Source organism: Flavitalea sp. (assembly GCF_035489435.1).
Taxonomy (GTDB): Bacteria; Bacteroidota; Bacteroidia; order Chitinophagales; family Chitinophagaceae; genus DATHKG01.
Map to the genome: position 1 here is coordinate 14,106 of NZ_DATHKG010000057.1, position 20,700 is coordinate 34,805.

21 protein-coding genes, 1 tRNA gene and 1 pseudogene are annotated in these 20,700 nt (G+C 39.9%); 13 read left to right on the plus strand and 10 right to left on the minus strand.

Features of this window, described 5'->3' with window-relative positions:
- The first annotated feature begins 43 nt into the window (after positions 1-43).
- The 3 genes from VK664_RS08880 to VK664_RS08890 all read left to right on the plus strand — a co-directional run bounded on the left by VK664_RS08880 (position 44) and on the right by VK664_RS08890 (position 1,629).
- On the plus strand, positions 44-550 hold the full coding sequence (locus tag VK664_RS08880; protein ID WP_461398289.1) for a hypothetical protein: 507 nt from the start codon (positions 44-46) through the stop codon (positions 548-550).
- 96 nt (positions 551-646) lie between these two features.
- Positions 647-1,099, plus strand: a complete 453-nt coding sequence (locus tag VK664_RS08885; RefSeq protein ID WP_461398290.1) for a hypothetical protein — start codon at positions 647-649, stop codon at positions 1,097-1,099.
- Positions 1,100-1,158: 59 nt separating this feature from the next.
- A complete protein-coding gene (locus VK664_RS08890) occupies positions 1,159-1,629 on the plus strand; it encodes a PA2169 family four-helix-bundle protein (protein ID WP_461398291.1) in 471 nt (156 codons plus the stop codon).
- 309 nt (positions 1,630-1,938) lie between these two features.
- Here VK664_RS08890 and VK664_RS08895 read toward each other — a convergent pair whose 3' ends face one another.
- The gene (locus VK664_RS08895) at positions 1,939-3,252 is read right to left on the minus strand and encodes an ATP-binding protein (protein ID WP_461398292.1); all 1,314 of its coding nucleotides are present in this window, start codon (positions 3,250-3,252) and stop codon (positions 1,939-1,941) included.
- Between the two features lie 286 nt (positions 3,253-3,538).
- Between VK664_RS08895 and ligD the strand changes: the two genes are divergently transcribed.
- The gene (gene ligD, locus VK664_RS08900; protein ID WP_461398293.1) at positions 3,539-5,596 is read left to right on the plus strand and encodes a DNA ligase D; all 2,058 of its coding nucleotides are present in this window, start codon (positions 3,539-3,541) and stop codon (positions 5,594-5,596) included.
- Positions 5,597-5,669: 73 nt separating this feature from the next.
- Here ligD and VK664_RS08905 read toward each other — a convergent pair whose 3' ends face one another.
- Positions 5,670-6,173 carry a YciE/YciF ferroxidase family protein gene (locus VK664_RS08905; RefSeq protein ID WP_461398294.1) on the minus strand — a complete coding sequence of 168 codons (504 nt, stop codon included), beginning with the start codon at positions 6,171-6,173 and terminating at the stop codon, positions 5,670-5,672.
- Between VK664_RS08905 and VK664_RS08910 the strand changes: the two genes are divergently transcribed.
- Together VK664_RS08910 and VK664_RS08915 are read left to right on the plus strand one after the other, a co-directional pair.
- Positions 6,151-6,543, plus strand: a complete 393-nt coding sequence (locus VK664_RS08910; protein ID WP_461398295.1) for a hypothetical protein — start codon at positions 6,151-6,153, stop codon at positions 6,541-6,543. The genes VK664_RS08905 and VK664_RS08910 overlap by 23 nt on opposite strands.
- A 504-nt stretch (positions 6,544-7,047) precedes the next feature.
- A complete protein-coding gene (locus VK664_RS08915) occupies positions 7,048-8,004 on the plus strand; it encodes a GlxA family transcriptional regulator (RefSeq protein ID WP_461398296.1) in 957 nt (318 codons plus the stop codon).
- 441 nt (positions 8,005-8,445) lie between these two features.
- Here VK664_RS08915 and VK664_RS08920 read toward each other — a convergent pair whose 3' ends face one another.
- Positions 8,446-10,818, minus strand: coding sequence for an ABC transporter permease (locus VK664_RS08920; protein ID WP_461398297.1), 2,373 nt, complete (start codon positions 10,816-10,818; stop codon positions 8,446-8,448).
- Positions 10,819-10,991: 173 nt separating this feature from the next.
- On the opposite strand from VK664_RS08920, the gene VK664_RS08925 reads away from it, so the two are divergent.
- Positions 10,992-11,615 carry a class I SAM-dependent methyltransferase gene (locus VK664_RS08925; RefSeq protein ID WP_461398298.1) on the plus strand — a complete coding sequence of 208 codons (624 nt, stop codon included), beginning with the start codon at positions 10,992-10,994 and terminating at the stop codon, positions 11,613-11,615.
- A 477-nt stretch (positions 11,616-12,092) separates the two neighbouring features.
- Positions 12,093-12,179 (plus strand) — tRNA-Leu (locus VK664_RS08930).
- A 188-nt stretch (positions 12,180-12,367) separates the two neighbouring features.
- Here VK664_RS08930 and VK664_RS08935 read toward each other — a convergent pair.
- The 7 genes and pseudogenes from VK664_RS08935 to VK664_RS08965 all read right to left on the minus strand — a co-directional run.
- The gene (locus VK664_RS08935) at positions 12,368-12,517 is read right to left on the minus strand and encodes a hypothetical protein (RefSeq protein WP_461398299.1); all 150 of its coding nucleotides are present in this window, start codon (positions 12,515-12,517) and stop codon (positions 12,368-12,370) included.
- 118 nt (positions 12,518-12,635) lie between these two features.
- Positions 12,636-13,073 carry a VOC family protein gene (locus VK664_RS08940; protein ID WP_461398300.1) on the minus strand — a complete coding sequence of 146 codons (438 nt, stop codon included), beginning with the start codon at positions 13,071-13,073 and terminating at the stop codon, positions 12,636-12,638.
- A gap of 21 nt (positions 13,074-13,094) precedes the next feature.
- Complete coding sequence (locus VK664_RS08945) at positions 13,095-13,562, minus strand: VOC family protein (RefSeq protein ID WP_461398301.1); 468 nt, start codon at positions 13,560-13,562, stop codon at positions 13,095-13,097.
- A gap of 151 nt (positions 13,563-13,713) precedes the next feature.
- On the minus strand, positions 13,714-14,214 hold the full coding sequence (locus VK664_RS08950; protein WP_461398302.1) for a nuclear transport factor 2 family protein: 501 nt from the start codon (positions 14,212-14,214) through the stop codon (positions 13,714-13,716).
- 89 nt (positions 14,215-14,303) lie between these two features.
- A complete protein-coding gene (locus tag VK664_RS08955) occupies positions 14,304-14,570 on the minus strand; it encodes an SRPBCC domain-containing protein (protein WP_461398329.1) in 267 nt (88 codons plus the stop codon).
- Between the two features lie 28 nt (positions 14,571-14,598).
- Positions 14,599-15,195 (minus strand): dihydrofolate reductase family protein, encoded by a 597-nt coding sequence (locus tag VK664_RS08960; RefSeq protein ID WP_461398303.1) that lies wholly within the window; start codon positions 15,193-15,195, stop codon positions 14,599-14,601.
- 34 nt (positions 15,196-15,229) lie between these two features.
- Positions 15,230-15,613, minus strand: a pseudogene (locus tag VK664_RS08965) (SRPBCC family protein); the annotation flags it as partial.
- A gap of 193 nt (positions 15,614-15,806) precedes the next feature.
- On the opposite strand from VK664_RS08965, the gene VK664_RS08970 reads away from it, so the two are divergent.
- The 5 genes from VK664_RS08970 (at position 15,807) to VK664_RS08990 (ending at position 20,576) form a co-directional block, all read left to right on the plus strand.
- Positions 15,807-16,784: a GlxA family transcriptional regulator gene (locus tag VK664_RS08970; RefSeq protein WP_461398304.1), complete on the plus strand. Its 978-nt coding sequence runs from the start codon at positions 15,807-15,809 to the stop codon at positions 16,782-16,784.
- Positions 16,785-17,399: 615 nt separating this feature from the next.
- Positions 17,400-17,801 (plus strand): DUF1801 domain-containing protein, encoded by a 402-nt coding sequence (locus tag VK664_RS08975; RefSeq protein ID WP_461398305.1) that lies wholly within the window; start codon positions 17,400-17,402, stop codon positions 17,799-17,801.
- 296 nt (positions 17,802-18,097) lie between these two features.
- Positions 18,098-18,376: an NUMOD4 domain-containing protein gene (locus tag VK664_RS08980; protein WP_461398306.1), complete on the plus strand. Its 279-nt coding sequence runs from the start codon at positions 18,098-18,100 to the stop codon at positions 18,374-18,376.
- An 8-nt stretch (positions 18,377-18,384) separates the two neighbouring features.
- The gene (locus VK664_RS08985; RefSeq protein WP_461398307.1) at positions 18,385-19,023 is read left to right on the plus strand and encodes an NUMOD1 domain-containing DNA-binding protein; all 639 of its coding nucleotides are present in this window, start codon (positions 18,385-18,387) and stop codon (positions 19,021-19,023) included.
- 92 nt (positions 19,024-19,115) lie between these two features.
- Positions 19,116-20,576 (plus strand): Fic family protein, encoded by a 1,461-nt coding sequence (locus VK664_RS08990; protein WP_461398308.1) that lies wholly within the window; start codon positions 19,116-19,118, stop codon positions 20,574-20,576.
- Positions 20,577-20,700: the final 124 nt, after the last annotated feature.

Genomic DNA, 20,700 nt, shown 5'->3' on the forward strand with positions numbered 1-20,700 from the left:
TGTGATCTTTAGCAAGTTAAAGCCTCATTCCCCAAGAACTGTTATGAATCTTCGTTTATTCGCTCTCATTGCTACTGCAATCTTTTGTACTCATTGTTCTGATGAACCGGATATTGTCCCGATCGAACCGGTTATACGGGCCTACGATACCCTGGAGCTCAGGTACCAACAAATGGGCGATCTGGCGATGGAACTGATTTCTAATGTTTCGGTAGATCCGCAAATCCGTACGAACAAAGTACCTGACCTCCTGGAGCGGCAACCGGTAGTTAGCCTGGACTTTCGCAAACCGGTCACCACCCGGAAAGACATTTTAAGTTTTGTAAACTATCAGAAAAAAATCGATGGGGGCATTCAGCAAATTTTCGTCCAGTTAGGTGAAACTCCAAAATGGCGTTCTGCGCCGCTAATACTTGAATTCAGATCGCAATACGATTCTATCAAAAAAAACATTGCCATTGCGACCACGCATTTTAATTCAGTAGTAAAAGAAACAAAACTTAACCTGGCAATACCTGCCGATTCTGTCGCTACAAAAACATCCAATTGACTTAAATCGGTTTTGCCTCCGGGTTAGAAACCCTTAGTGCTGAATAAGAAAAAGAATTATATTTATATAATGGCTTTCGCCTACCCGCACCTAACCATGAAAGAGCAAACTGCCGCCGAGGTTTTAAATGACCTGATACAAGTAAACAATGAGCGTATCTCGCGTTACGAGCGACTGATCGCCGCATTATCGCCTGAAGATAGCGAACTGCGCTTTCTATTTGCGAGGATAATAGGGGAGAGTCACCAAAATAAAATAACCTTAGCGACCGAGTTGCAGGCCATGGGCGAATCAATCGAACTTTCGACGCTGAAGCGGGGCAAGGTATACCAGGTTGCCCTTGAAAACATGAACAATTTCGGTGAAGGGAGTCGCCTGAATATCCTTGATCATACTGATGTTTGCGAGTCTGCGGTCCTCCTCGGATACGATTTTTCTCTCCGGACAGAAGATGTTGCTGCTTACCTGCGTGATCTTCTCATCGAACACCAGTCGCGTATCAGGGAATCCCATCACCAGATTAAGGTTTTGAAAGACCAAATGGCTTAATACCGGACCAAATTTCAATGGCATAAGATTTTTATATGACAAAGCATTAATATATGCTTATGACCACCATCTCTGTGGAAACCATAGAAATCCTGAATGACCTGATTGAAATTAACAACGATCGGATTCAGGCGTACAAACTGTCGTTGAGAGATTTGAAGATCGGGGACCAGGTGCTGTCTCCGTTGTTTATGAAAATGATTGATGAATCCAAAAAAAACAACCGGGTACTCTCGCGGGAAGTGGATATACTGGGTGGAGAAGCAGAGCGCGGAACCAGTCTTGAAGGTAAGTTCTACAGGGCATGGATGAATGTAAGAAACACATTGGCCGGGAAAAAAAAATACCAGATTCTTCAGAACTGTGAAATAAATGAAGATTCTACACTCGAGGCTTACCGGACCGCAATCCAATGTGAGGAATTATCTGGATATCTAAGAGAAATGATTTCGGATCAGTTAGACGAATTGCTTCATTCTCACGACAGCATCAAAAGTCTCAGGGATCTAAGCCGGCCCGTCAGAGGTTGATGCGATGAAAAGCTTTAACGAACCAGGACGCATAGTTCAATCTACATTTACAACTAAAAATATTTTATATGAAAAGTCTGATGATCGTAGCAATTATTACAGGAATAGTCGGCGCAGTTACCCTTATCTATATTGCTGATAGTTTGCGTTACAATGCAAAAAAAATTAATGAATGAAAAAGCTTAACCCGTTGTCATTTACAATCTTTTTACTGCCAATTACACAAATTTCAGGTCATTCACTCAAGGGTCTTTTGTGCAAAGCCCCCTTGTAATTATTATTGCATCAGGTTTTTCATAGGATATTGGATTATAACGGGGCTGAATCTTTATTCTGGCCCTTTTTTTTTGCCTTAATATCCGGTTGAAGGGTCGGGAGAATAATATTGAAGGTGGAACCTATTCCCGGTTTAGACGTCGCATAAAGGAATCCGCCATGGTTTTGCACAATACGACGACATAAAGCAAGGCCTATTCCTGCGCCTTCGTAAACTTCCCTGGGGTATAACCGTTTAAAAACTTCGAAAATCCGTTCAGAATCTTTTGACTCAAATCCAATCCCGTTATCCGTAAACTTAATATGCAGGTAGGGGATATCAGTCTGAGGTTTGGCTATAAATTGTCTGACTTCTGAATTATCTATTTGGTTAACCACTATTTCTAATACCGGTTGCCGGCCAGGAACCGTAAATTTTAGCGCATTGCCAAGAAGATTATAAAACAATTGATTCACCTGCAATTTCACACCTGGAATCCCGGGCAATTCAGGGATATTCACAATGGCGTTTTTCTCCTGGATTTTTATTTCGAAATCAATCATTACTTCCTTCATGATTTCCTGGAGATTGACTTTTTCAACCACCGCATCCGATTTTAGTAATTTTGAGTAATTAAGCAGGTCACTTATAAGATGACTCATCCTTTCAGAAGCCAAATTGATCTTATTGGCAATGAATTTTTCTTTTCCGCTGAGTTGAGGACTACCAATCAGGATGTCGCTGTATATCCTGATTTTTCTTAACGGTTCCTGGAGGTCATGACTTGCTGCATAGGCGTATTGTGATAAATCCTGGTTGGATCTTGAAAGATCCCGGTTATGCTGACCCAACTCCGCAAGTTTTTCCTCCAGCGCTTCATTTTGCAAAACCTTGGGCGAGGTTTCCAGGTTAAAACGGTTGCTGCCTGGCGGGCAACTATCGCAGGTTAATGTAAAAGTAAAACAAACAAATTCAGACAATTTTGTCACCTCTACCCTTAAAGGATAATCGTTATCATTAAGTCTCAACCTCAACTCAGTTAACGCGACACCGGTTTGCCCGGTATTGTCAATCACCTGCAGTAATGGGTCCGGTTTATGCCATGCACCCGATTCAACCCATCCGGCGGGGAGCGGCACAGTCAATTCATCATCGTGATCCGTATTGACCACACGTTTATCAAACAAACTATAGATGGATTTACCAATGATCTGACTGGGATCCTGGCCGGTCAAACAAAAAAAAGCTTTATTTCCATACTTCATTAAACCTTCATGATCGGTCAAAGTCACGGCCACAGGCAATGCTTCAAACATTTCCCTGTATAGTTTACCCTGTTGTATGATTTCTTCACTTTTGTCAGACATAGGTAGGCTTTCATCCTGAAATATTAAGTCAAAGTATTAGGTCAGTACTACTCAAATCATGCCACCAACTTATCATCTCCTGTGATTATTCTAAATCTAAGTGCAACTCTTTATATACTTTATTAAATCATGCTTTTCATTTAGCTTAATGAACCTATTCGTGGAATTTATTTTCTTTGACAATGGGCAACCAGTGCTGGCTTATAGCTCCTTAATCGCTGGGGTTTTCGTGCCTGAGTTGTTGGTGCTTGATTTGCATGGTTGTTTATATTCAACATAAATTACCATGCCAGTCAAATCCGGCTCCGCCATTAAAACAAAAAGCAAATCATCACCGGCCAGATCAGCCGGAAAGCGCAAAATTGCAGGCAATATCAAAGCGGAAATGCCGCAGCATTTAAGTCCCATGTTAGCAACATTGATTGATAAACCCTTTGATAAGCCAGGTTGGATCTATGAAGTCAAATGGGATGGCTATCGGGCGATTGCTTATATAGATAAAAAGAATGTTGAACTAAGGTCAAGAAATGACAAATCATTCAATGAAAAGTTTTATCCCGTTCACAAAGCATTGACGAAACTCGGCATAAAGGCGGTACTCGATGGGGAAGTAATAGTGGCAGACAATAAGGGTCATGCAAGTTTTGGGAATCTTCAAAACTGGCGAAGCGAAGCCGATGGTGATCTGCGGTTTTATGTATTTGATGTTTTGTGGCTGAACGGTGAGTCACTAATGGAAAAACCATTGGTCGAAAGGCGCGGGATGCTGACAAAACTTTTGCCAGCAGAAAACGAAACCATTTTTATCAGTGTTGATTTTAATGCTACCGGCACAGCGTTTTTTGAAATGGCGAAGGAGATGAATATTGAAGGTATCATTGCGAAAAAAGCAGACAGTGAATATATCCCCGGAGCAAGAACCCCGAATTGGGTCAAGATCAAAACTTCCACCAGGCAGGAAGTAATTATTGGCGGATATACAAGTAATGAAGGATCGTCCAAACTTTTTAGTTCGTTGTTAGTAGGGGTTATGAAAAATGGAAGGCTGCAATACACAGGAAAAATCGGTACCGGGTTTACGCTGAAAATGCAAAAGGACATGATGAAGAAGTTTAAACCACTGATCCGAAAATCACCGTCTTTTGAAGCAGTCCCGGATATAAACAAACCTTCCCGTTTCAGGCCGGATCCACCTAAAGCTACAGCTACCTGGCTGAAACCTGAACTGATCGCGGAAGTTTCTTATCGTGAGATGACAACTGACGGCGTGATGCGTCATCCGTCTTTTGAAGGCATGCGCGAAGATAAAAAAGCAAAGGATGTAGTACTTGAAAAACCTAAGACAATCAAAGAAGTATTGGGCGACGAACGTCTTTTCAGTGCCGGTGTAAAAAAGGACAGGGGTACATTGCTCAATCCGTCTGAAGAACGACAGGTAAAAAAGTTGAATGGACAACTCGTTACATTCACAAATCTAAGTAAGGTTTATTGGCCGGAACAGGGGTACACGAAACGCGATCTGCTCAATTATTATTACCAGGTAGCACCGTTGATGTTGCCATATTTAAAGGATAGACCTCAGTCATTGAACAGGCATCCTAATGGAATCGCGGGCAAAAGCTTCTATCAAAAAGATGTTAGGGGGAAGGTTCCCGACTGGATCCAAACCTTTCCATATCATAGTGAAGCTGACAACCGCGATAAAGAGTTTCTTGTTTGTTCCAACGAAGCAAGTCTTTTATATATGGCATCATTGGGCACAATCGAGATGAATCCCTGGAGCAGCCGTATACAGTCGCCCGACAACCCTGACTGGTGTATTATTGATCTCGATCCGGACAAAAATGATTTCAACCAGGTGATTGAAGCGGCCAATGTAACACACGAAATACTGGAAGCACTCAAAGTGCCATCTTACCCAAAAACATCGGGCTCAACCGGGTTACACATTTATATTCCGCTCGGTGCTAAATATGATTATGAACACTCGAAAGAATTTGCACGTATGATTGTAAGACTGGTACATGAGCGACTTCCGGAATTCACCAGTATCGAGAGGTTGACTGCAAACCGAAGGGGACGCATATACCTGGATTTCCTGCAAAACCGGCCACAGGCAACACTTGCGGCCCCATATTCAGTGAGGCCGAAGCCCTTTGCACCGGTATCTATGCCGCTGTATTGGGAAGAAGTCAAAAAAGGCATGCGTATTCAGGATTTCACTATTATAAACGCGATGGATCGGCTTAAAATTAATGGTGACCTGTTTAAACCGGTACTTGGAAAAGGAATTGATATGAATAAGATCATCAAACAACTCGAAGGATTACTTAAGCACGAGTGAGGAGCCCTATATCAAAATAAAGCGGCCAGGTAGATATCATCTCCTGGCCGCCGATATTAAAGTCGTATTGAGTCTAGTCTTCCTGCGAAGCATTTACATTGATATTATATTCTGCGACCTGGGTAAGCAACTCATCGGCTTCTTTTTCTTCATCCAGGGTTTGACCAAGAAGATTTTTTACTTCCTCCAGCCCAAGAGTCTTGGCAAGTTGAGCAAGCCCGCCATAGGTGGCAATTTCATAATGTTCGATCTTCTGTGCGGCAAGGATGATACCTACATCGCGGGTGGCAGTCCCTTTATCTGTTTCTTCGATAATACTGTTACCTTCTTTCACCAAACCTTCCATTGCTTCACATTTCTTGGCCTGGGCTTTTTTCTCGAGCAGGCCAAATACTTTTTCCAGTCTGCCGGCTTGTTGCTTAGTTACTTCGATATGATCAGTTATAGCTGCTTTTAGTTCCGGTGCACCAGCCGCCTTTAGCATTTTTGGCAGGTTCTTGACCAGATGATTTTCTGCCCAGTAGATGTCTTTCAGTCCGTCAACAAAAAGTTCCATGAGTGCGGAAGAGTCATCCATTGATTTATTTGACCTCTTTTTGGGAGCTGATTTTTTTGATGATTTCTTAGCGGCTTTTTTTGGTGCGCTTTTTTCGGGAGCAGCTTTCCTCGATGCACTCTTTTTTGGTGCGGCTTTTTTCTTAGTTGCCATGAATAAGTTTTTTAAAGAGTTAATAAAAATAAACGTATTAAAAACTCGTGCCACTCATTCGAATATCCCGCTTATTGATATATATAATTCAGATAAAGACAAGAGCATAAATGAAATGGTAGCAATTATGTATATGCGAAATAGTATGCTTTCAGTTAGATCCAACCCTCGCTATAGCCCTTTTGCAGTAAGCTTTTCAGAGCGGCAGGTCACTTATGCAGCAAACACCTTAACATAAAAATATGTTAGCTCAAAACAGCTTAACTATATTGGTTGTTAAGTCAAAGTTATGTTTATCAAATACCTGGTATCCCGAAAAAACTGTAATTCGAAAATAGTAATTCGAAAAAGCAGGAACTTAAAAATATGATTACTCAAAAAGCTGTTAGCATCAAAGATGCCATTGGTCAAAAAAAGGGTAAGGCAAAAAAGGTGTAACTCAGAAAACGGGTAACTTAGAAATATGGTAATTCAAAAAAGAATGCGCTTAAAACTTATATGCGCTCAAAAACAGTAAAACTCAAAATCACGTTAACTCTATATTTTTAAGCTCGAAAAAAGTCAGCTCATATAATGCAATACAAAAATTAAATCGACATTGTGCTCGTCTTGATCCCGCCAGGCTAATGCAATGAATAACCAGTATGAATTAAGGCAGAGAACAACTCCAGATTTGATGCTCTGCTCAAAAAAAGGGGGCAATTGAGACAAAACCGTTATATTGGAGTTCGAAACCTTTAGTATGAAGAAGCTTGCAATTTTGTTGTCCAGGAATCACCGTTTATTGAGTATCGCCGCGATGCTGGATATGTTTGAAACGGTAAACATTTATATGAAGGAAGAATCGGGCGCTGCTTTCTTTGAGATCAGTTTGTTTCACACAATGGACAACGAACCCGTACATTATACGGGTTATCTTACCAGGCCCATCATAGCTGCAGAAAAACAGGATCTGATCCTTTTACCTGCATTTGGGAACGTAGATCCCAAGACTGCAGTAATGGCCAACAGCGAGGCTATACAATGGTTACAGGGACAGTATAAAGAAGGAGCAGCGATTGCGAGTTTCTGTACAGGTGCATTCCTGCTGGCTGCAACGGGACTTTTAAACCATCGTCCCGCGACCACCCATATCCAGGCTGTAAATGCTTTTGTACAGGCTTTCCCCGACGTAATCATGCAGCCAAGATCTGTGGTCACAGAAGAAGACAATGTTTACACCAGTGGCGGTGCAACCAGTAGTTTTCATTTGATGTTGAAGCTGGTTGAAAATTATTGCGGTCGTGATATAGCCATCAGGGCAGCCAAGTATTTCGCGATCGACATGGATCGCGAACAGCAATCATATTTCAGTACTTTTCTGCCATTAAGTAATCACGGAGATGAACTTGTAACAATGGTTCAGCAAAAGATCAGCAAGTCATTCAATACGAGCAACACGATCGAGCAATTACTATTTGAAGTTCCGGCCAGCCGCCGTAATCTCGTACGCCGGTTCAAACTGGCAACCGGTATTACTCCCATAGAATATCTCCAAAAAACGAGAATCGAAGCAGCCAAAAAACTTCTCGAACAATCCCGCCGGTCAATCCTGGAAGTGATGCTTGAAACCGGGTACAATGATCTCAAATCCTTCAGGCAACTATTCAAAAAAAACGTGGGCCTGTCTCCCAAAGCCTACCGCGAAAAGTTTAATTGAAGGGAGGGTCATCCGGACCATTTAAAAAAAACCTTAACTGTGGTCTCATGGCATACTACAATACTTCTCATCTAAGTCTTCTCATCTAAATCTTCTCATCTAAATCAAGTAGGAGAGATTTTATATCTACTATATCAATCGTAACTCTTTGCAGCGCCCAGTGGATGAGGTTTTTGGGAATCGCTGCTTTTTTTGTTTGCGCAGGCATCCAGGTTGACGGGCCTTCTTTCCCTGCTCGGAGTTACTGAAGCCGATCAGGGGAAGACAGCCTCTATCGCTGGAAGAATGGTAAACAAAGCCAATCAAGGCCCCATCAGCCGATCAGGGCCAATCGTATCCCCCGGCATAAACACTCTTGTTAAGACAGGGAAAACAGCCCGGAAACCTGGATGCCTGCGCAAGCAAAAAAAGCCAGGATGAACCAAACAGCCGAAGGAACGATTATTCGGAACGAAGACTTTTCACCGGATTCGCCAGCCCGGCCTTAATCGCCTGGAAACTGATAGTAAGCAAAGTAATCATCATGCTACCGGTCACTGCAATGATAAACACCCACCATGATATCTGAGTGCGGTATTCGTATCGTTCCAGCCATCCATAAAGAAAATACCAGGCAAGTGGAACTGCAATAGCGCAGGAGATAAGCACCAGCACTACAAAATCTTTTGAAAGCATCCGCCACACATTTGATACCGATGCACCCAGCACTTTCCGGATTCCGATTTCCTTGGTTTTCTGTTCTGCAACAAATGAAGCAAGACCGAACAATCCGAGACATGAAATAAAGATCGCGAGTATGGCGAAGAAGGTCGCGAGATTGCCAATTCGTTCTTCATCAGAAAATTTTTCAGCATAATCTTCATCAGTAAATCTATATTCGAAGGGAGCACCGGGGTTAAACTTCTTAAACACCGGTTCTATTTTGGAAAGTGCATTTTTTACAGAGAGTGCCGGGTTGATGCGTAGCGTAATAACACTTCTCCAGTTATAATCGAGGAAAAATATAGTTGGTTTAACAGGACTGTAAGGAGATTCCATTATCATGTCTTTGACTACTCCGACAACCCTGCGATCCACATCGTTCCATCTTATTATTTCACCTACAGGCTTTTTAAGGCCGGTCAGTTTTACAGCAGCTTCATTCAAAACAAATGCACCTGTATCAGTTGGAAAACTTCTTGAAAAATCTCTTCCTTCTTTTATTTCCCATCGAAGTGTTTTTCCGAAATCATGACTGACTGCCACAATACCAAAAAGCGGAACATCTGTCGGATCCTTTCCTTTCCATTCAAAACCGATCTGGTTTGACCAAACACCCGTAGAAGGGCTGGATGATACCGCCATGCTGCTGATTGCACCGGCAGTGATCAATTCCTGTTCTATATTCTGAAGATTTTTACCAAGCTCAGGAGTGCCGATCATGACGGTGAGTGTGCCTTCACGCGTGTAACCTACAGGCCGGCTTTTTGCATGTTGTATCTGCCGGAAAACGATAATCGTGCCGATGATTAATGCAATCGAAACGGTGAATTGTATAACGACAAGTACTTTTCTTGGCAACGCTGCAAACCTGCCGGCGCGAAAAGTTCCTTTCAACACCTTGACTGGTCTGAAGCCGGATAAATAAAATGCCGGGTAACTTCCTGCGATCAAACCTGTAATAACTGTGAAAAAAAGCGTGATTGCCCAGAAGCCCGGTTTGGCCCAGGGGAAGCGCATTTCTTTAGAGGCAAGACTATTAAAGAAAGACAAAAGGCAGAGCACAAGTATAATGGCAAGCACATAAGATATCAATGAAACGAATACCGATTCACTTAAGAACTGGCTGATAAGCTGGCTGCGCAAAGAACCTATGGTTTTTCGAATACCAACTTCCTTCGCTCTTTTCTCGCTTCTTGCGGTAGACAGATTCATAAAGTTGATGCAGGCAAGCAGCATTACAAAAATGCCTATGATCCCAAACAACCATACAAATTCTATTCTTCCGCCTACGATCTTTCCGTTTTTAAATTCGCTGTGCAGGTGCCATTTTTTCATTGGATGAAGCAGGATCTCTTCTTTACCTTCTTCAACATGAGCCTTTGGAATCAAACGTATTTTAGCGGTTGTTTTACCAAAATCGATATTGTCATTTAACAAGACAAATAATTGAAACGAATGATTGTTCCATTGTGTTTGGGCCCGCTTTATCCATTCTTCGTTTTCTCCATATTTCTTCCATGACAATAAATATTTCGTTGTATACAAAGATGAGTTATGGGGGAAGTCTTCATAAATCCCCGCCACTTTTACATCGGTCTGGTTATCCAACCTGATCGTTTTATTAATGGGATCTTCTTTTCCGAATAATGTTTTTGCAATTGTGTTTGTGAGAAGTATGGATGTTGGATCTTTTAATGCTGAAATACTTCCTTTCAACATCTTTACTGCAAAAATTTTTGGAAAATCTTCCTCTGCCCACATGCCTTCCTGGCTGATCTTTTTATCTCCGACTGCAAGCACATGCGAAAAGTTCCAGGACCCCAGTGCTACGTATTTAAAATCTGCAGGATATTTTGTGCGGAGCTCACCTGCGATCGGTATGGCAATGGCCCTATGGGTACCGGTTTCCTTATTGAAGGTCTGGGTAGTATAAAGCTGGGCAATTTTTTCGTAGTTGGGATGATATTTATTGAACGATAATTCATCATAGATCCAGAGTCCGATTAACATTGATACAGCCAAACCAACCGCAAGTCCCAGGATATTTATAAAACTATAGGTTTTACTTTTAGCCATATTACGGAACGCGATCTTGAAAAAGTTTCTGATCATATGATGAAATTTGGGGATTGATTATTTCACTAGAGACGTCCGGGTTTATCAAATGTTACAATAATTTTTTGGCAGATTATCTAAAACTCCACGAACGGTTTAACCGTAAATTCTAAAAAATTCTTTTGTAATTCATCTGATATTAGCATAAATTATGATACAATCAACATTTTATGTCCCTGAAAGATTACAGGTTTAAAACCTATCACCGTTGCCTGGTTGAGAAGGCTCTCAGCGCAAATAAGCATCTCATTACAGGGAAAATGCTTGACGTGGGAGCAATGCGGCCCCGATATAATCATTTGTTTAACGCTTCTGTTACCGCTGTGGATCTTAGTGCGAATGAAGAACTGGGGGTACTTTATGGGGATATCCAGGAGGGGCTTCCCTTCGATGACAATTCTTTTGACAGCATTATTTGTATAGAAGTGTTTCTTTATCTTGATCACTATACCAGGGCAATCAAGGAAATCCATCGTTTATTAAAGCCCGGCGGAACGGCATTTATCAGTACGCCTTTTATATACCGGGATATTAAGGACAGGATAAGGTTAACAGAAAGTACCTTTATTTCGGAGTTTGCCAATTTCTCTAAGATCCAGTCCCAGCGGCTGGGAAATGGGTTCACCGTGATCTGGGACATACTGCGCCGGAAGGTTTATGCAGTAAAAAATAAGGCATTTCGTTATCTTTTGTTCGCCCTGATCCTGCCATATTTTGCCGTCCTGAAACTCTTTAAGATCGAAGATCAAAAAGACGATTATTATTCAGGTTTGTTTTTTATCCTCCGGAAGTGATAATTCAGTAACAGGTTTAATGTCTGACCAAATTAGCATCAGGTGTAGCGGCGGATTAAATCAGCAAAGTTTAGCGGTTTAATAATTCAATAACAGCTTTAACGGATATTTCCATTTCCCGGATTTCGGGCTGAGGGAAACACCAGTTATCTTTGCCACTGAGAGTACTGTGATTGAGTATGGAGTGAAATAGGCTACATAATTGGGACCAGCGTGAAAGTGACCAGCGTAATTGAGAAAAGCGTGACTGAGGTAATCGGTAGGCCGGATCATAGGATTAAATACTCAGCATTATGGCAGTTAGAATATTGAAGTTTATCAGGCGTTGGATATTTCCCAAAAAAAGTTGTTGCCGCTAAAGCTGCCAGTCATTAAAGCTGCCAGTACTATAATTATTTGATTTCGCGTTTGGTTGAAAGATTGCGAAGTTGTAATATTGCATCCCTTTCAGAGCATCAAGAGGTTGATGCAATTTGAGCCCAGATGGCGGAATTGGTAGACGCGCTAGACTCAAAATCTTGTTATCGAAAGGTAGTGCAGGTTCGATTCCTGTTCTGGGCACCAAAAAAGTGGACAAATCGAAATTTGACTCGGTTTGTCCATTTTTATTTTCACTACAACCCTTACCCAGACTGTATATTAGCTCGACGGCTTCATTCAGCCTGGCGGTTCGATAATGGAATCCGTCAAAAACGAGTTTTTCGGGATATATCGAACCAATGATTTCTCTTTTGGCTTTATTATCTGCCTTTTCATAGAGTACCCAGCAAAACATTCAATGCCCTGCGGTCATTTTCTACTTCTGGTGCGGCCAGATAAAATGCAAGCATCAATTTATTTTCGGGTACTGCTAAATCCAACGGCTGTTCAATTGCCTGTCGTTCTACTCCTAATTTTCTCAAGGTGTTTATCATCTGGTAAATGCTGTTATTCCAAGTTGCTTCGTGAAGTGTTTTGGTGAAAACAATTTTTGAAAGTTATGCTTCGAAAAATCTTCGGCAATTTGTTTAATTGTTGTTTTCATGATTTTTCTTTTTTACTAGTTAAAACTTTTTTGTTGAAATTAAGTAACCAGTGATTTCCGAATTTATCTGTAAGCCCGCCAAACAATGCACCCCAAAAAGTATCTTCCAATGGATGAGTTGCCAGCCCGCCTGTTGAAAGTTTTTTATAGCAGCTTCTTATTTCTTTTTCACTCCCGCAGTTTAATGTGAGTGAAACTGCATTACCCTTATTCAATCCATTTTCAGAAACTATATCCGAAGCCATTAATAAAAGAGTTCCATTTGAAAGTGTAGCATGTAAAATGCAATCTTTCATTTTCTTAGGCATCTTTTCAGACATTGGAGATTCGCCAATAGTTTGAAAAGTCAATTTTCCACCGAGGCATTTTTGATAAAAGGCCATTGCTTGCCGACAGTTGCCATTGAATGTGAGATAGGAATGAATGCTTTTCATTATCGTGTTTTAAACCTTCAATTATTCTTCTTCCAAATTGGAAATGATTATTTTTTTCATTTTCATTAATGCCTTGAATGCGTATTCCTGCTTCGCCTTGTTTTTGTGCGATTCTAGTTTGAAATACTGCTCCGGCACTATCTGCCAGGAAAGTCCGTACTTATCTTTCAGCCAGCCGCAGGGGCCTTCGCTGCCGCCTTTAGCGATGAGGGCCTTCCAATAGTAATCCACCTCTGCCTGGTCTTTACAAGTAACAACAAACGACACAGCTTCGTTGAATTTGAACAGCGGTCCGGCAGCCAGTATCTGAAAATCCATTCCCAATAAATTCATAGTTGCCATATCAAAATCGCCACTGGGAGTGCCTGAATTTTTATAGGCTTTGTATGATTTTAGTTTGCCGTTTTCAAAAATGGATAGATAGTATTGCGCTGCTTTTTTAGCATCTTTTTCAATCCACAAACAGGGGGTTATTTTTTGCTTTGCCATTGTAAATGAAATTTATAATGGTTAATTGGTATTTTCTCTTTTTTTGAAAGACAAATCTGGCTTAGCTATTTTGTTTTATTTTACTGCTATAGAAAACAGTAAAATCAAACATTTGAGTTAATGACTAATTGCTTCGATTCCACTTTAGTTTCTAATTATCCAAGCCCGTAGTTGTTACTGTTTTAGCATAACCCAGCGCTTCAATAATTTTTCCGTCTAGAACTCTCATAAGAGTAACGCCTCGTACAGCGTTATCTTTACCACTGCCCCAGGAATAACGCCAACGAATCGTAGCTCTATCTCCAAAAGTAAATACCTCTTCGATGTCAAAGTGAGTTTTTGAATCGCTGGCTAACGTTTTCCAAAAATCAAAACATGCATCATATCCTTCATATCGGGCGCCATCTGGACCTTGTATGCTTTCCATTATGCACGATGGAGAAATAATATCTTTTAATAAGGATGGATCATTTTTTTGAAAAGCATCGTTGAATTGCTTCATGATTACTTCTGTTTTGTCAGTAAGTGTATTCATGGTTTTCTTATTTTTAATTTCTAATGAATGATACTTTAAGGATTCCTGTTGGTCTTGTTGCGCCTTAAGCGAAGCACCAATCAGACACAGAATCAATAAGCTTGTTACTTTTTTCATTATGTTTATAAGGTTAAATTACTAAGAGGTAAATTTCTTTGTTCACTGATCGAACTTTCTGAATCCGCCACTATAATCTTCTTCACCTGTCATTTTCTCTGTTTCTTAATGGTGGCTAATGTTTTATCTAATTTCTCATAACATGATGCAAGACCTTCTTTATGGTCATGTGCCATAAATTCAAATATTTCAGGACTTCTATATTTGGCAGTAACCGTTACAAGTGTTTTACCATTTGTTTCGCTAAAAACAGTGGTGCATAAGGTGGGCGGAGTATCTGTGCCAACTGCTCCCTTCTCATCGCTAAATGCCCTTAATTCTGTAATGCTTTTTTGAGGTTCAATTTTTTGAAATATGCTGTTCCAGGTATGTCAAGTAGAATTGTCAATATCCAAATGAACCGGTCTCTACTTCTCCAGCTAGTTTATAATTAGCAATAATGACTCCTTTCGATGTAACGGTACTTTCTATTAATGTAAAAGCTTTTGCAATGATGCCATCATTGAATAACTTTTTTCCTTCACCAAGAATCACAGGAAAAATCCTGAGGTGAAGTTCATCTACTAAACCATTCTCAAGTAGAAGGTGAATGAGCTCACCACTACCCCAAACCTGAATATCAGAACCTTCAGTGCTTTTTAGTTTATTAATATCTTTTAAATTTTGAAGAAATACCGTGTTTTCCCAATCTGACTTTTTCATGGTTCCGGACAAAATGTATTTAGTGCCATCATGAATGCCAGGCCAAATCGCTGCATGGTCAAGCCAATAAGTGGTAAAAATTTCAAACGTTTTTCTGCCCAAAAGATAGTCTACTGTTTCTTTCATATCTTTTTGCACCACCAAATCACTGACTTGGTCAGAATGTGGTACAGCCCAACCGCCGTATTTGAAAGCACCTGATTTATCTTCATTAGGATTACCCATGCCTTGCATTACGCCATCCAGGGTAATATTCGTTGTTATGATAATTTTTCGCATATTATTTATTTTTTTGAATTTTATAATAATTTGATTATGCATCCGGTATATTCGGCTCTACTAATCTTTTTAATTTATCTAACGATTCCTGCCAACCCAAATAACACATCTCTGTTGGTATTGCAGCAGGTATGCCTTCCCGTGTGGCAATAAGTTCTGTTCCGCATGATACTGCTTTCAACTGTATGGTGGTTATCATTTCTCCAGGGAGGTTAGGGTCGTCAAACCTGTCGGTATATTTCAAAAGTTCATTAGGTTTTATTTCCAAATATTCGCCAGCAAATGAATGACCAGTTCCGGTAATAAAATTGATAAACGACATTTTATAACTTCCACCTTCCTTCACATCCATGCTGTGAACTTTGGCAACAAAACCAGAGGGCGGCAGCCAGAAAGCCATAGCATCGGGTTCAGTAAAAGCTCTGAATACTTATTCTGGTGCTGTAGTTAATACTCTGTGTTGTTGTACTCTATTAGTTGACATGTTTTAAAATTTTATAGTTAATAATTATTTGACAAAACAAAGATGGCAAGCAAAAATGAAAAAACTGCTGTACTAATATGACTATAAAGGGGTGTTTTGCGACAGGAATAATTATTACCTTAGCTATATGAAAAATGTAAGCATCCTTGTTCCTGAATCGTCAGTAATGCAGGCCATTGCCGACCCACAGTATCTTTTCACTGCTGCCAATCAATTTTTAGTTGCATCAGGGAAGAAACCGTTGTTTAATGTACAATTAGTAGGGGCCAAGAAAGAAGTGAAACTGAATGATGGAATGTTCTCGGTACACACCGATAAGCAATTGAAAGATATAAAAAAGGCCGACCTTGTTTTAATACCTGCATTGTTTGGCGATATGCAAACCGCTATATCAAAAAACAAAGTATTGATACCCTGGATTAATGAGCAATACAAAAAAGGGGCAGAAGTGGCATCACTTTGTGTAGGCGCTTTTTTATTAGCATCAACCGGATTATTGAACGGTAAAAAATGTTCAACTCACTGGGGTTTTCAAAATGAGTTCCGGCAACTATTTCCCCAGGTGGAAGTGATAGACGGAAGTGTTATTACAGAAGAACACCGCATCTATTCGAGTGGCGGTGCACATTCTTACTGGATGTTACTATTACATTTATTAGAAAAATATACCAACAGGGAAACGGCTATTCTCGCATCTAAATACTTTGCAATAGATATAGACAGGGATAGCCAAAATGCTTTTGCCGTGTTCAACGGACAAAAGAATCATCCAGATGCAGCCATTAAAAAAGCACAGGAATTTATAGAGAAGAACATACAGGAAAAAATAACTGTTGATGAATTGGCCGATATGGTTGCAGTGGGCAGAAGAAGTTTTGAACGCAGGTTTAAGCAAGCTACCAATAACTCAGTACAGGAATATATACACCGGGTAAAAATTGAAGCCGCCAAGCGCCAGTTTGAAAACAGCCGGAAAAATATTAATGAAGTGATGTTTGCTGTGGGTTATACCGATACCAAAGCATTCAGGGCTATGTTTAAAAAAATAACCGGGCTTACACCAATCGAATACAGGAATAAGTATAATAAGATGGCGGTTGCCTAATTCGATGATTGAATATCTTCTATTTCTGAATCAGATTACTCCTAAACGAATCTCTACACATTTTCCAGCCATCTTTGGTTTTCTACCATAGAACTAAATATTTAAACTCGTCAACGCCTGCAGTTACAGGCAAAAAGTTGTTGCAACAGAACTTATCAATAGACTAAATATACCCCGGTGCACAAGAAAAGTCTGTAAGTCATTGATTTACAGACTTTTTTTATTTCTGTCAATATCCAACTTTTACCAGTTTCTACCGCATTCTCCCACTATTGTTGACAGTAAATAGACAGACCAACTTATCGGGAGAAATGTCTTTGAAAAAAAGGCTTTTCTTGAGGCTTCAAATCTTCGTAAAGCCTTACTCACAGCACATTCACTTTTGACAAAAATGGCAGACTGATACTGACTGAAAATCGGTGCAAGTACAACCGAGCATAATTGACAAAAAAATTATTCGTCCGCTTCTGATCGCTTTTTCCCGCTTTCTACTTCGAGTAAAAAAATTGCCCAGACGGAGCCTGATGTTCCAAACTGCCCATGTTTGTTTGCTGTTAGGTTACTGGTTGAATAAAGTTAAACGACTAAATTTGAAAAACTCAATTTGAACCTTCAATGAAAATCAGAAACCTCGTCGATCTGTTTACTATACTTCCTGAAGACGAAAAAATAATTGTCGATGTGCTGCGACAGATAATTATTGAAACACTTCCGGAATATTGCCGGGAGAAAATATCATACAATGTTCCATTTTTTTATGGCAACAAAGGAAGATGCATTATTTGGCCTTCCACTGTTCCGAGGGGAGGTATCAAAAAAGGAGTTCTTTTAGGTTTCTGGTATGGGAATAAACTAAATGACCGCGATCGCTTTCTGTCTCATGGTACGAACAAGCAAATCTTTTATAAAATATACCAAACCCCCGAGCAGATTGATGAAAAGCCCATAAAAAAACTCTTAAGAGAAGCGATCAAATTAGACGGCACTTTCAAAAAAGTTTTTCCAGCTAAGCGGTGATTTTTCGAGCAGAAAAATTAAAAGGTAGAACCTTCCGCTCGAATTTTTCCGACATCCCCGTCCAGCAAAGAATTCAGAATTTGAACATGCCCTTTCAACGCGACTATGAATGGTATTTTTAAACCAGTGTAAAGTCATTTTATGAGTTAAAGTTTCAAAGTTCTTTTTTTTCTCAAAAAGGCGAAACATGCGACTTTCTGCTCCTTCAATGGCATTTTCCCAGGGTGTGTCGGACCAATAGTCTCTCATGCCGATCTATTGTCTGCTTGGACTACATTTATTATCTTGAAATTTAAATGAAAAATTATCCATATCAAAATACTGAACTGAATAATATAAAGGGGGAGCGCTGGAAAGATATACCTGGTCTTGAAATGTATTTTAAGGTTTCAAATTTCGGGCGAATAAAAAGACTTGAAAATGAACTTGAATACAGTGATGGAAGGGTATACATAAAGCCGGAAAAAATAATTAAGCCTGTGCTGATGAAAATTCCAAACGGGTTTATGATGGACAATATTATTTCCTGCGAACTACAATTACTTTATACAAACAAAAATATAATTTCTCTTTAGCGAGGCTGGTGTACCACTGTTTTAATAAGCCAATAAAACTTAAAGATGAATCTGCAGTGATACTTACCAAAGATGGAAATGGTTTAAATATTTCATCTTCTAATTTAATCAAGGCTTCTCTTGCTGAGAAGCAACAACGTATATTCGATTTGAATCGTAGGGAACCGCTTGTAGTTGATCTGGAAGCAAGGAAACTTGGTATTGTGAATTCAAAGTTAGCCAATAACAAACAGGTGACACAATACACCATGAGCGGTAAGAAAATTAAAACCTATCCAAGCATTGCTGTTGCTGCTGAGAAAACAGGGATCAGCCATAGTCATATCAGTAACCGGGCAAGAGGCATTGAATATTCAGCCGGTGGATTTCTCTGGCGTTTTGGGAAAGCCACTGAAATTGATATTAAGCCAATGCTCGATACAATTGCCAAACGGCGAAAAGAAAATAAAAAAACATTCGGCAAAAAAGTAACCCAATATAAACTGAGCGGTGGCCGTGTCGCTACTTATCCCACAATAAATGATGCGGCAAAAGCTACAGGGATAAAGCATACTGAAATATCCAGGGTAATGCAGAAAATAAGGTCTAGTGCTGGTGGATTTTACTGGCAGGAGGGTGTGGGTCCCGGTACAACCTTCTGCCAATAATTATCGTATATAATCGTATCAAATCGAATCAATATTTCTTTTAGAAATTCGAGTTGTAATCGTATATTACCGTATCGAAACGTATCATTCGTATGTCAAATTCAATCTACAACTTTAATTTTGTCCCAAACTGGATGCAATTAACCAAAGAAATCAGCCAAATTGACCGGTTTGATGCCTCATGGACAACGATAGAGAAAAGAGAGAGGCAAACGCTGAAACAGTTGAAATCTATCGCCACTGTCGGCAGTGTTGGAGCCTCAACCCGAATTGAGGGTTCTAAGATGACTGATGATGAAGTGGAAGTGCTGATAAATAATCTTGAGAAATCGAAATTGGGGGAAAGGGATCAGCAGGAAGTAGCGGGTTATTTTGAAACATTGGAACTGATAGCAGAGTCTTTCGGGGAAATAGATATTACAGAGAATAACCTGAAGCACCTGCATAATAAATTGATGAAGCATAGTGAAAAGGATGGCTGGCATAAAGGCAATTATAAACAGCATAGCAATGTTGTAGAAGCAGAAAATCCCGGCGGTTCAAAATATGTAATTTTTAAAACAACAGATCCCGGATTTGCCACTGAAGATGCTATGGCAAAATTGATAGCATGGTATAAAAAAGATACAGAAACATTGCCCTTGATAAAAGCTGCTGTATTTGTTTATGATTTCCTGAGCATTCATCCATTTCAGGATGGTAATGGCCGTGTAAGCCGTTTATTGGGAACGTTACTGTTACTCAAACATGGATATTCCTGGGTTCAATATATAAGTTTTGAACATGAAATTGAAAGCCGCAAATCCGAATACTATAAAATTTTAATGCAGTGCCAACGGCAAAGGCCAGGCGAAGATGTTCACCCCTGGGTAATGTTTTTTTTAAATTGCCTAAAAAATATACAAAGTCAATTAATGGCAAAGCTTGAAGTACAAACAAAAAGCGGAAAGTTAACACTGAGAGAGAAGAAAATATATTCATTCACTGAAAATCATCCGGGTTCTAAATCCGGAGAAATTGCAGAAAAATTAAATATTCCATTGCCAACGGTAAAAAGAATACTTGCTGATATGGTTAAAAATAAATTGCTGGCAATTCATGGTGCTGGTGCTGCCACCAATTATAGCATAGAAGGTACAGCTACAATAAAAAAAGACTTGATTATCAGGTTAACAAACGACGAAAGTAGAAAAGAATTTGTATTGACGAATCAAAGTTCATCAATACAAATCAAAAGCATACTACTAACACCTTTGTTTGAATGGTCTGATCCTAATGAATGGGGCAGTCAACTTACTAAAAATGGTTTATATATCCAGGTTACCTGTGTAAGCGGCACTGCCTTAAAAGTCGTAGCGCCTCCGATTTTGATAAATCCAAGCCTGTATCATTTCAGACCTACTATCATATTGAGTCAACCCATAAATATTCCGGCAGATATGTGGGAAAAAGTGCCTTACAAAAAGGACTATCCTATTCAGGTTACCATTGAACTGATTGGTGCAATGGGGAAGTTTGATTTTGATGTGATGCTTGTTTATGATAAGGCTTAGATACAAGCTGCCAAAGCAAACCAACAAGTTGAACTATCATTATATGCATTCGCGGGCACTACACGAACCGTGTTTTTTAGATCCGGGATACAACGTTCAATCCGGCTTGATTGTCACCCGAAAA

Bases quoted from the DNA above. Each gene is read 5' to 3' on its own strand.
- VK664_RS08880 (WP_461398289.1), top strand. From the start codon at position 44: ATGAATCTTCGTTTATTCGCTCTCATTGCTACTGCAATCTTTTGTACT.
- VK664_RS08885 (WP_461398290.1), top strand. From the start codon at position 647: ATGAAAGAGCAAACTGCCGCCGAGGTTTTAAATGACCTGATACAAGTA.
- VK664_RS08890 (WP_461398291.1), top strand. From the start codon at position 1,159: ATGACCACCATCTCTGTGGAAACCATAGAAATCCTGAATGACCTGATT.
- VK664_RS08895 (WP_461398292.1), bottom strand. From the start codon at position 3,252: ATGTCTGACAAAAGTGAAGAAATCATACAACAGGGTAAACTATACAGG.
- ligD (WP_461398293.1), top strand. From the start codon at position 3,539: ATGCCAGTCAAATCCGGCTCCGCCATTAAAACAAAAAGCAAATCATCA.
- VK664_RS08910 (WP_461398295.1), top strand. From the start codon at position 6,151: ATGAGTGCGGAAGAGTCATCCATTGATTTATTTGACCTCTTTTTGGGA.
- VK664_RS08905 (WP_461398294.1), bottom strand. From the start codon at position 6,173: ATGGATGACTCTTCCGCACTCATGGAACTTTTTGTTGACGGACTGAAA.
- VK664_RS08915 (WP_461398296.1), top strand. From the start codon at position 7,048: ATGAAGAAGCTTGCAATTTTGTTGTCCAGGAATCACCGTTTATTGAGT.
- VK664_RS08920 (WP_461398297.1), bottom strand. From the start codon at position 10,818: ATGATCAGAAACTTTTTCAAGATCGCGTTCCGTAATATGGCTAAAAGT.
- VK664_RS08925 (WP_461398298.1), top strand. From the start codon at position 10,992: ATGTCCCTGAAAGATTACAGGTTTAAAACCTATCACCGTTGCCTGGTT.
- VK664_RS08940 (WP_461398300.1), bottom strand. From the start codon at position 13,073: ATGAAAAGCATTCATTCCTATCTCACATTCAATGGCAACTGTCGGCAA.
- VK664_RS08945 (WP_461398301.1), bottom strand. From the start codon at position 13,562: ATGGCAAAGCAAAAAATAACCCCCTGTTTGTGGATTGAAAAAGATGCT.
- VK664_RS08950 (WP_461398302.1), bottom strand. From the start codon at position 14,214: ATGAAAAAAGTAACAAGCTTATTGATTCTGTGTCTGATTGGTGCTTCG.
- VK664_RS08960 (WP_461398303.1), bottom strand. From the start codon at position 15,195: ATGCGAAAAATTATCATAACAACGAATATTACCCTGGATGGCGTAATG.
- VK664_RS08970 (WP_461398304.1), top strand. From the start codon at position 15,807: ATGAAAAATGTAAGCATCCTTGTTCCTGAATCGTCAGTAATGCAGGCC.
- VK664_RS08975 (WP_461398305.1), top strand. From the start codon at position 17,400: ATGAAAATCAGAAACCTCGTCGATCTGTTTACTATACTTCCTGAAGAC.
- VK664_RS08980 (WP_461398306.1), top strand. From the start codon at position 18,098: ATGAAAAATTATCCATATCAAAATACTGAACTGAATAATATAAAGGGG.
- VK664_RS08990 (WP_461398308.1), top strand. From the start codon at position 19,116: ATGTCAAATTCAATCTACAACTTTAATTTTGTCCCAAACTGGATGCAA.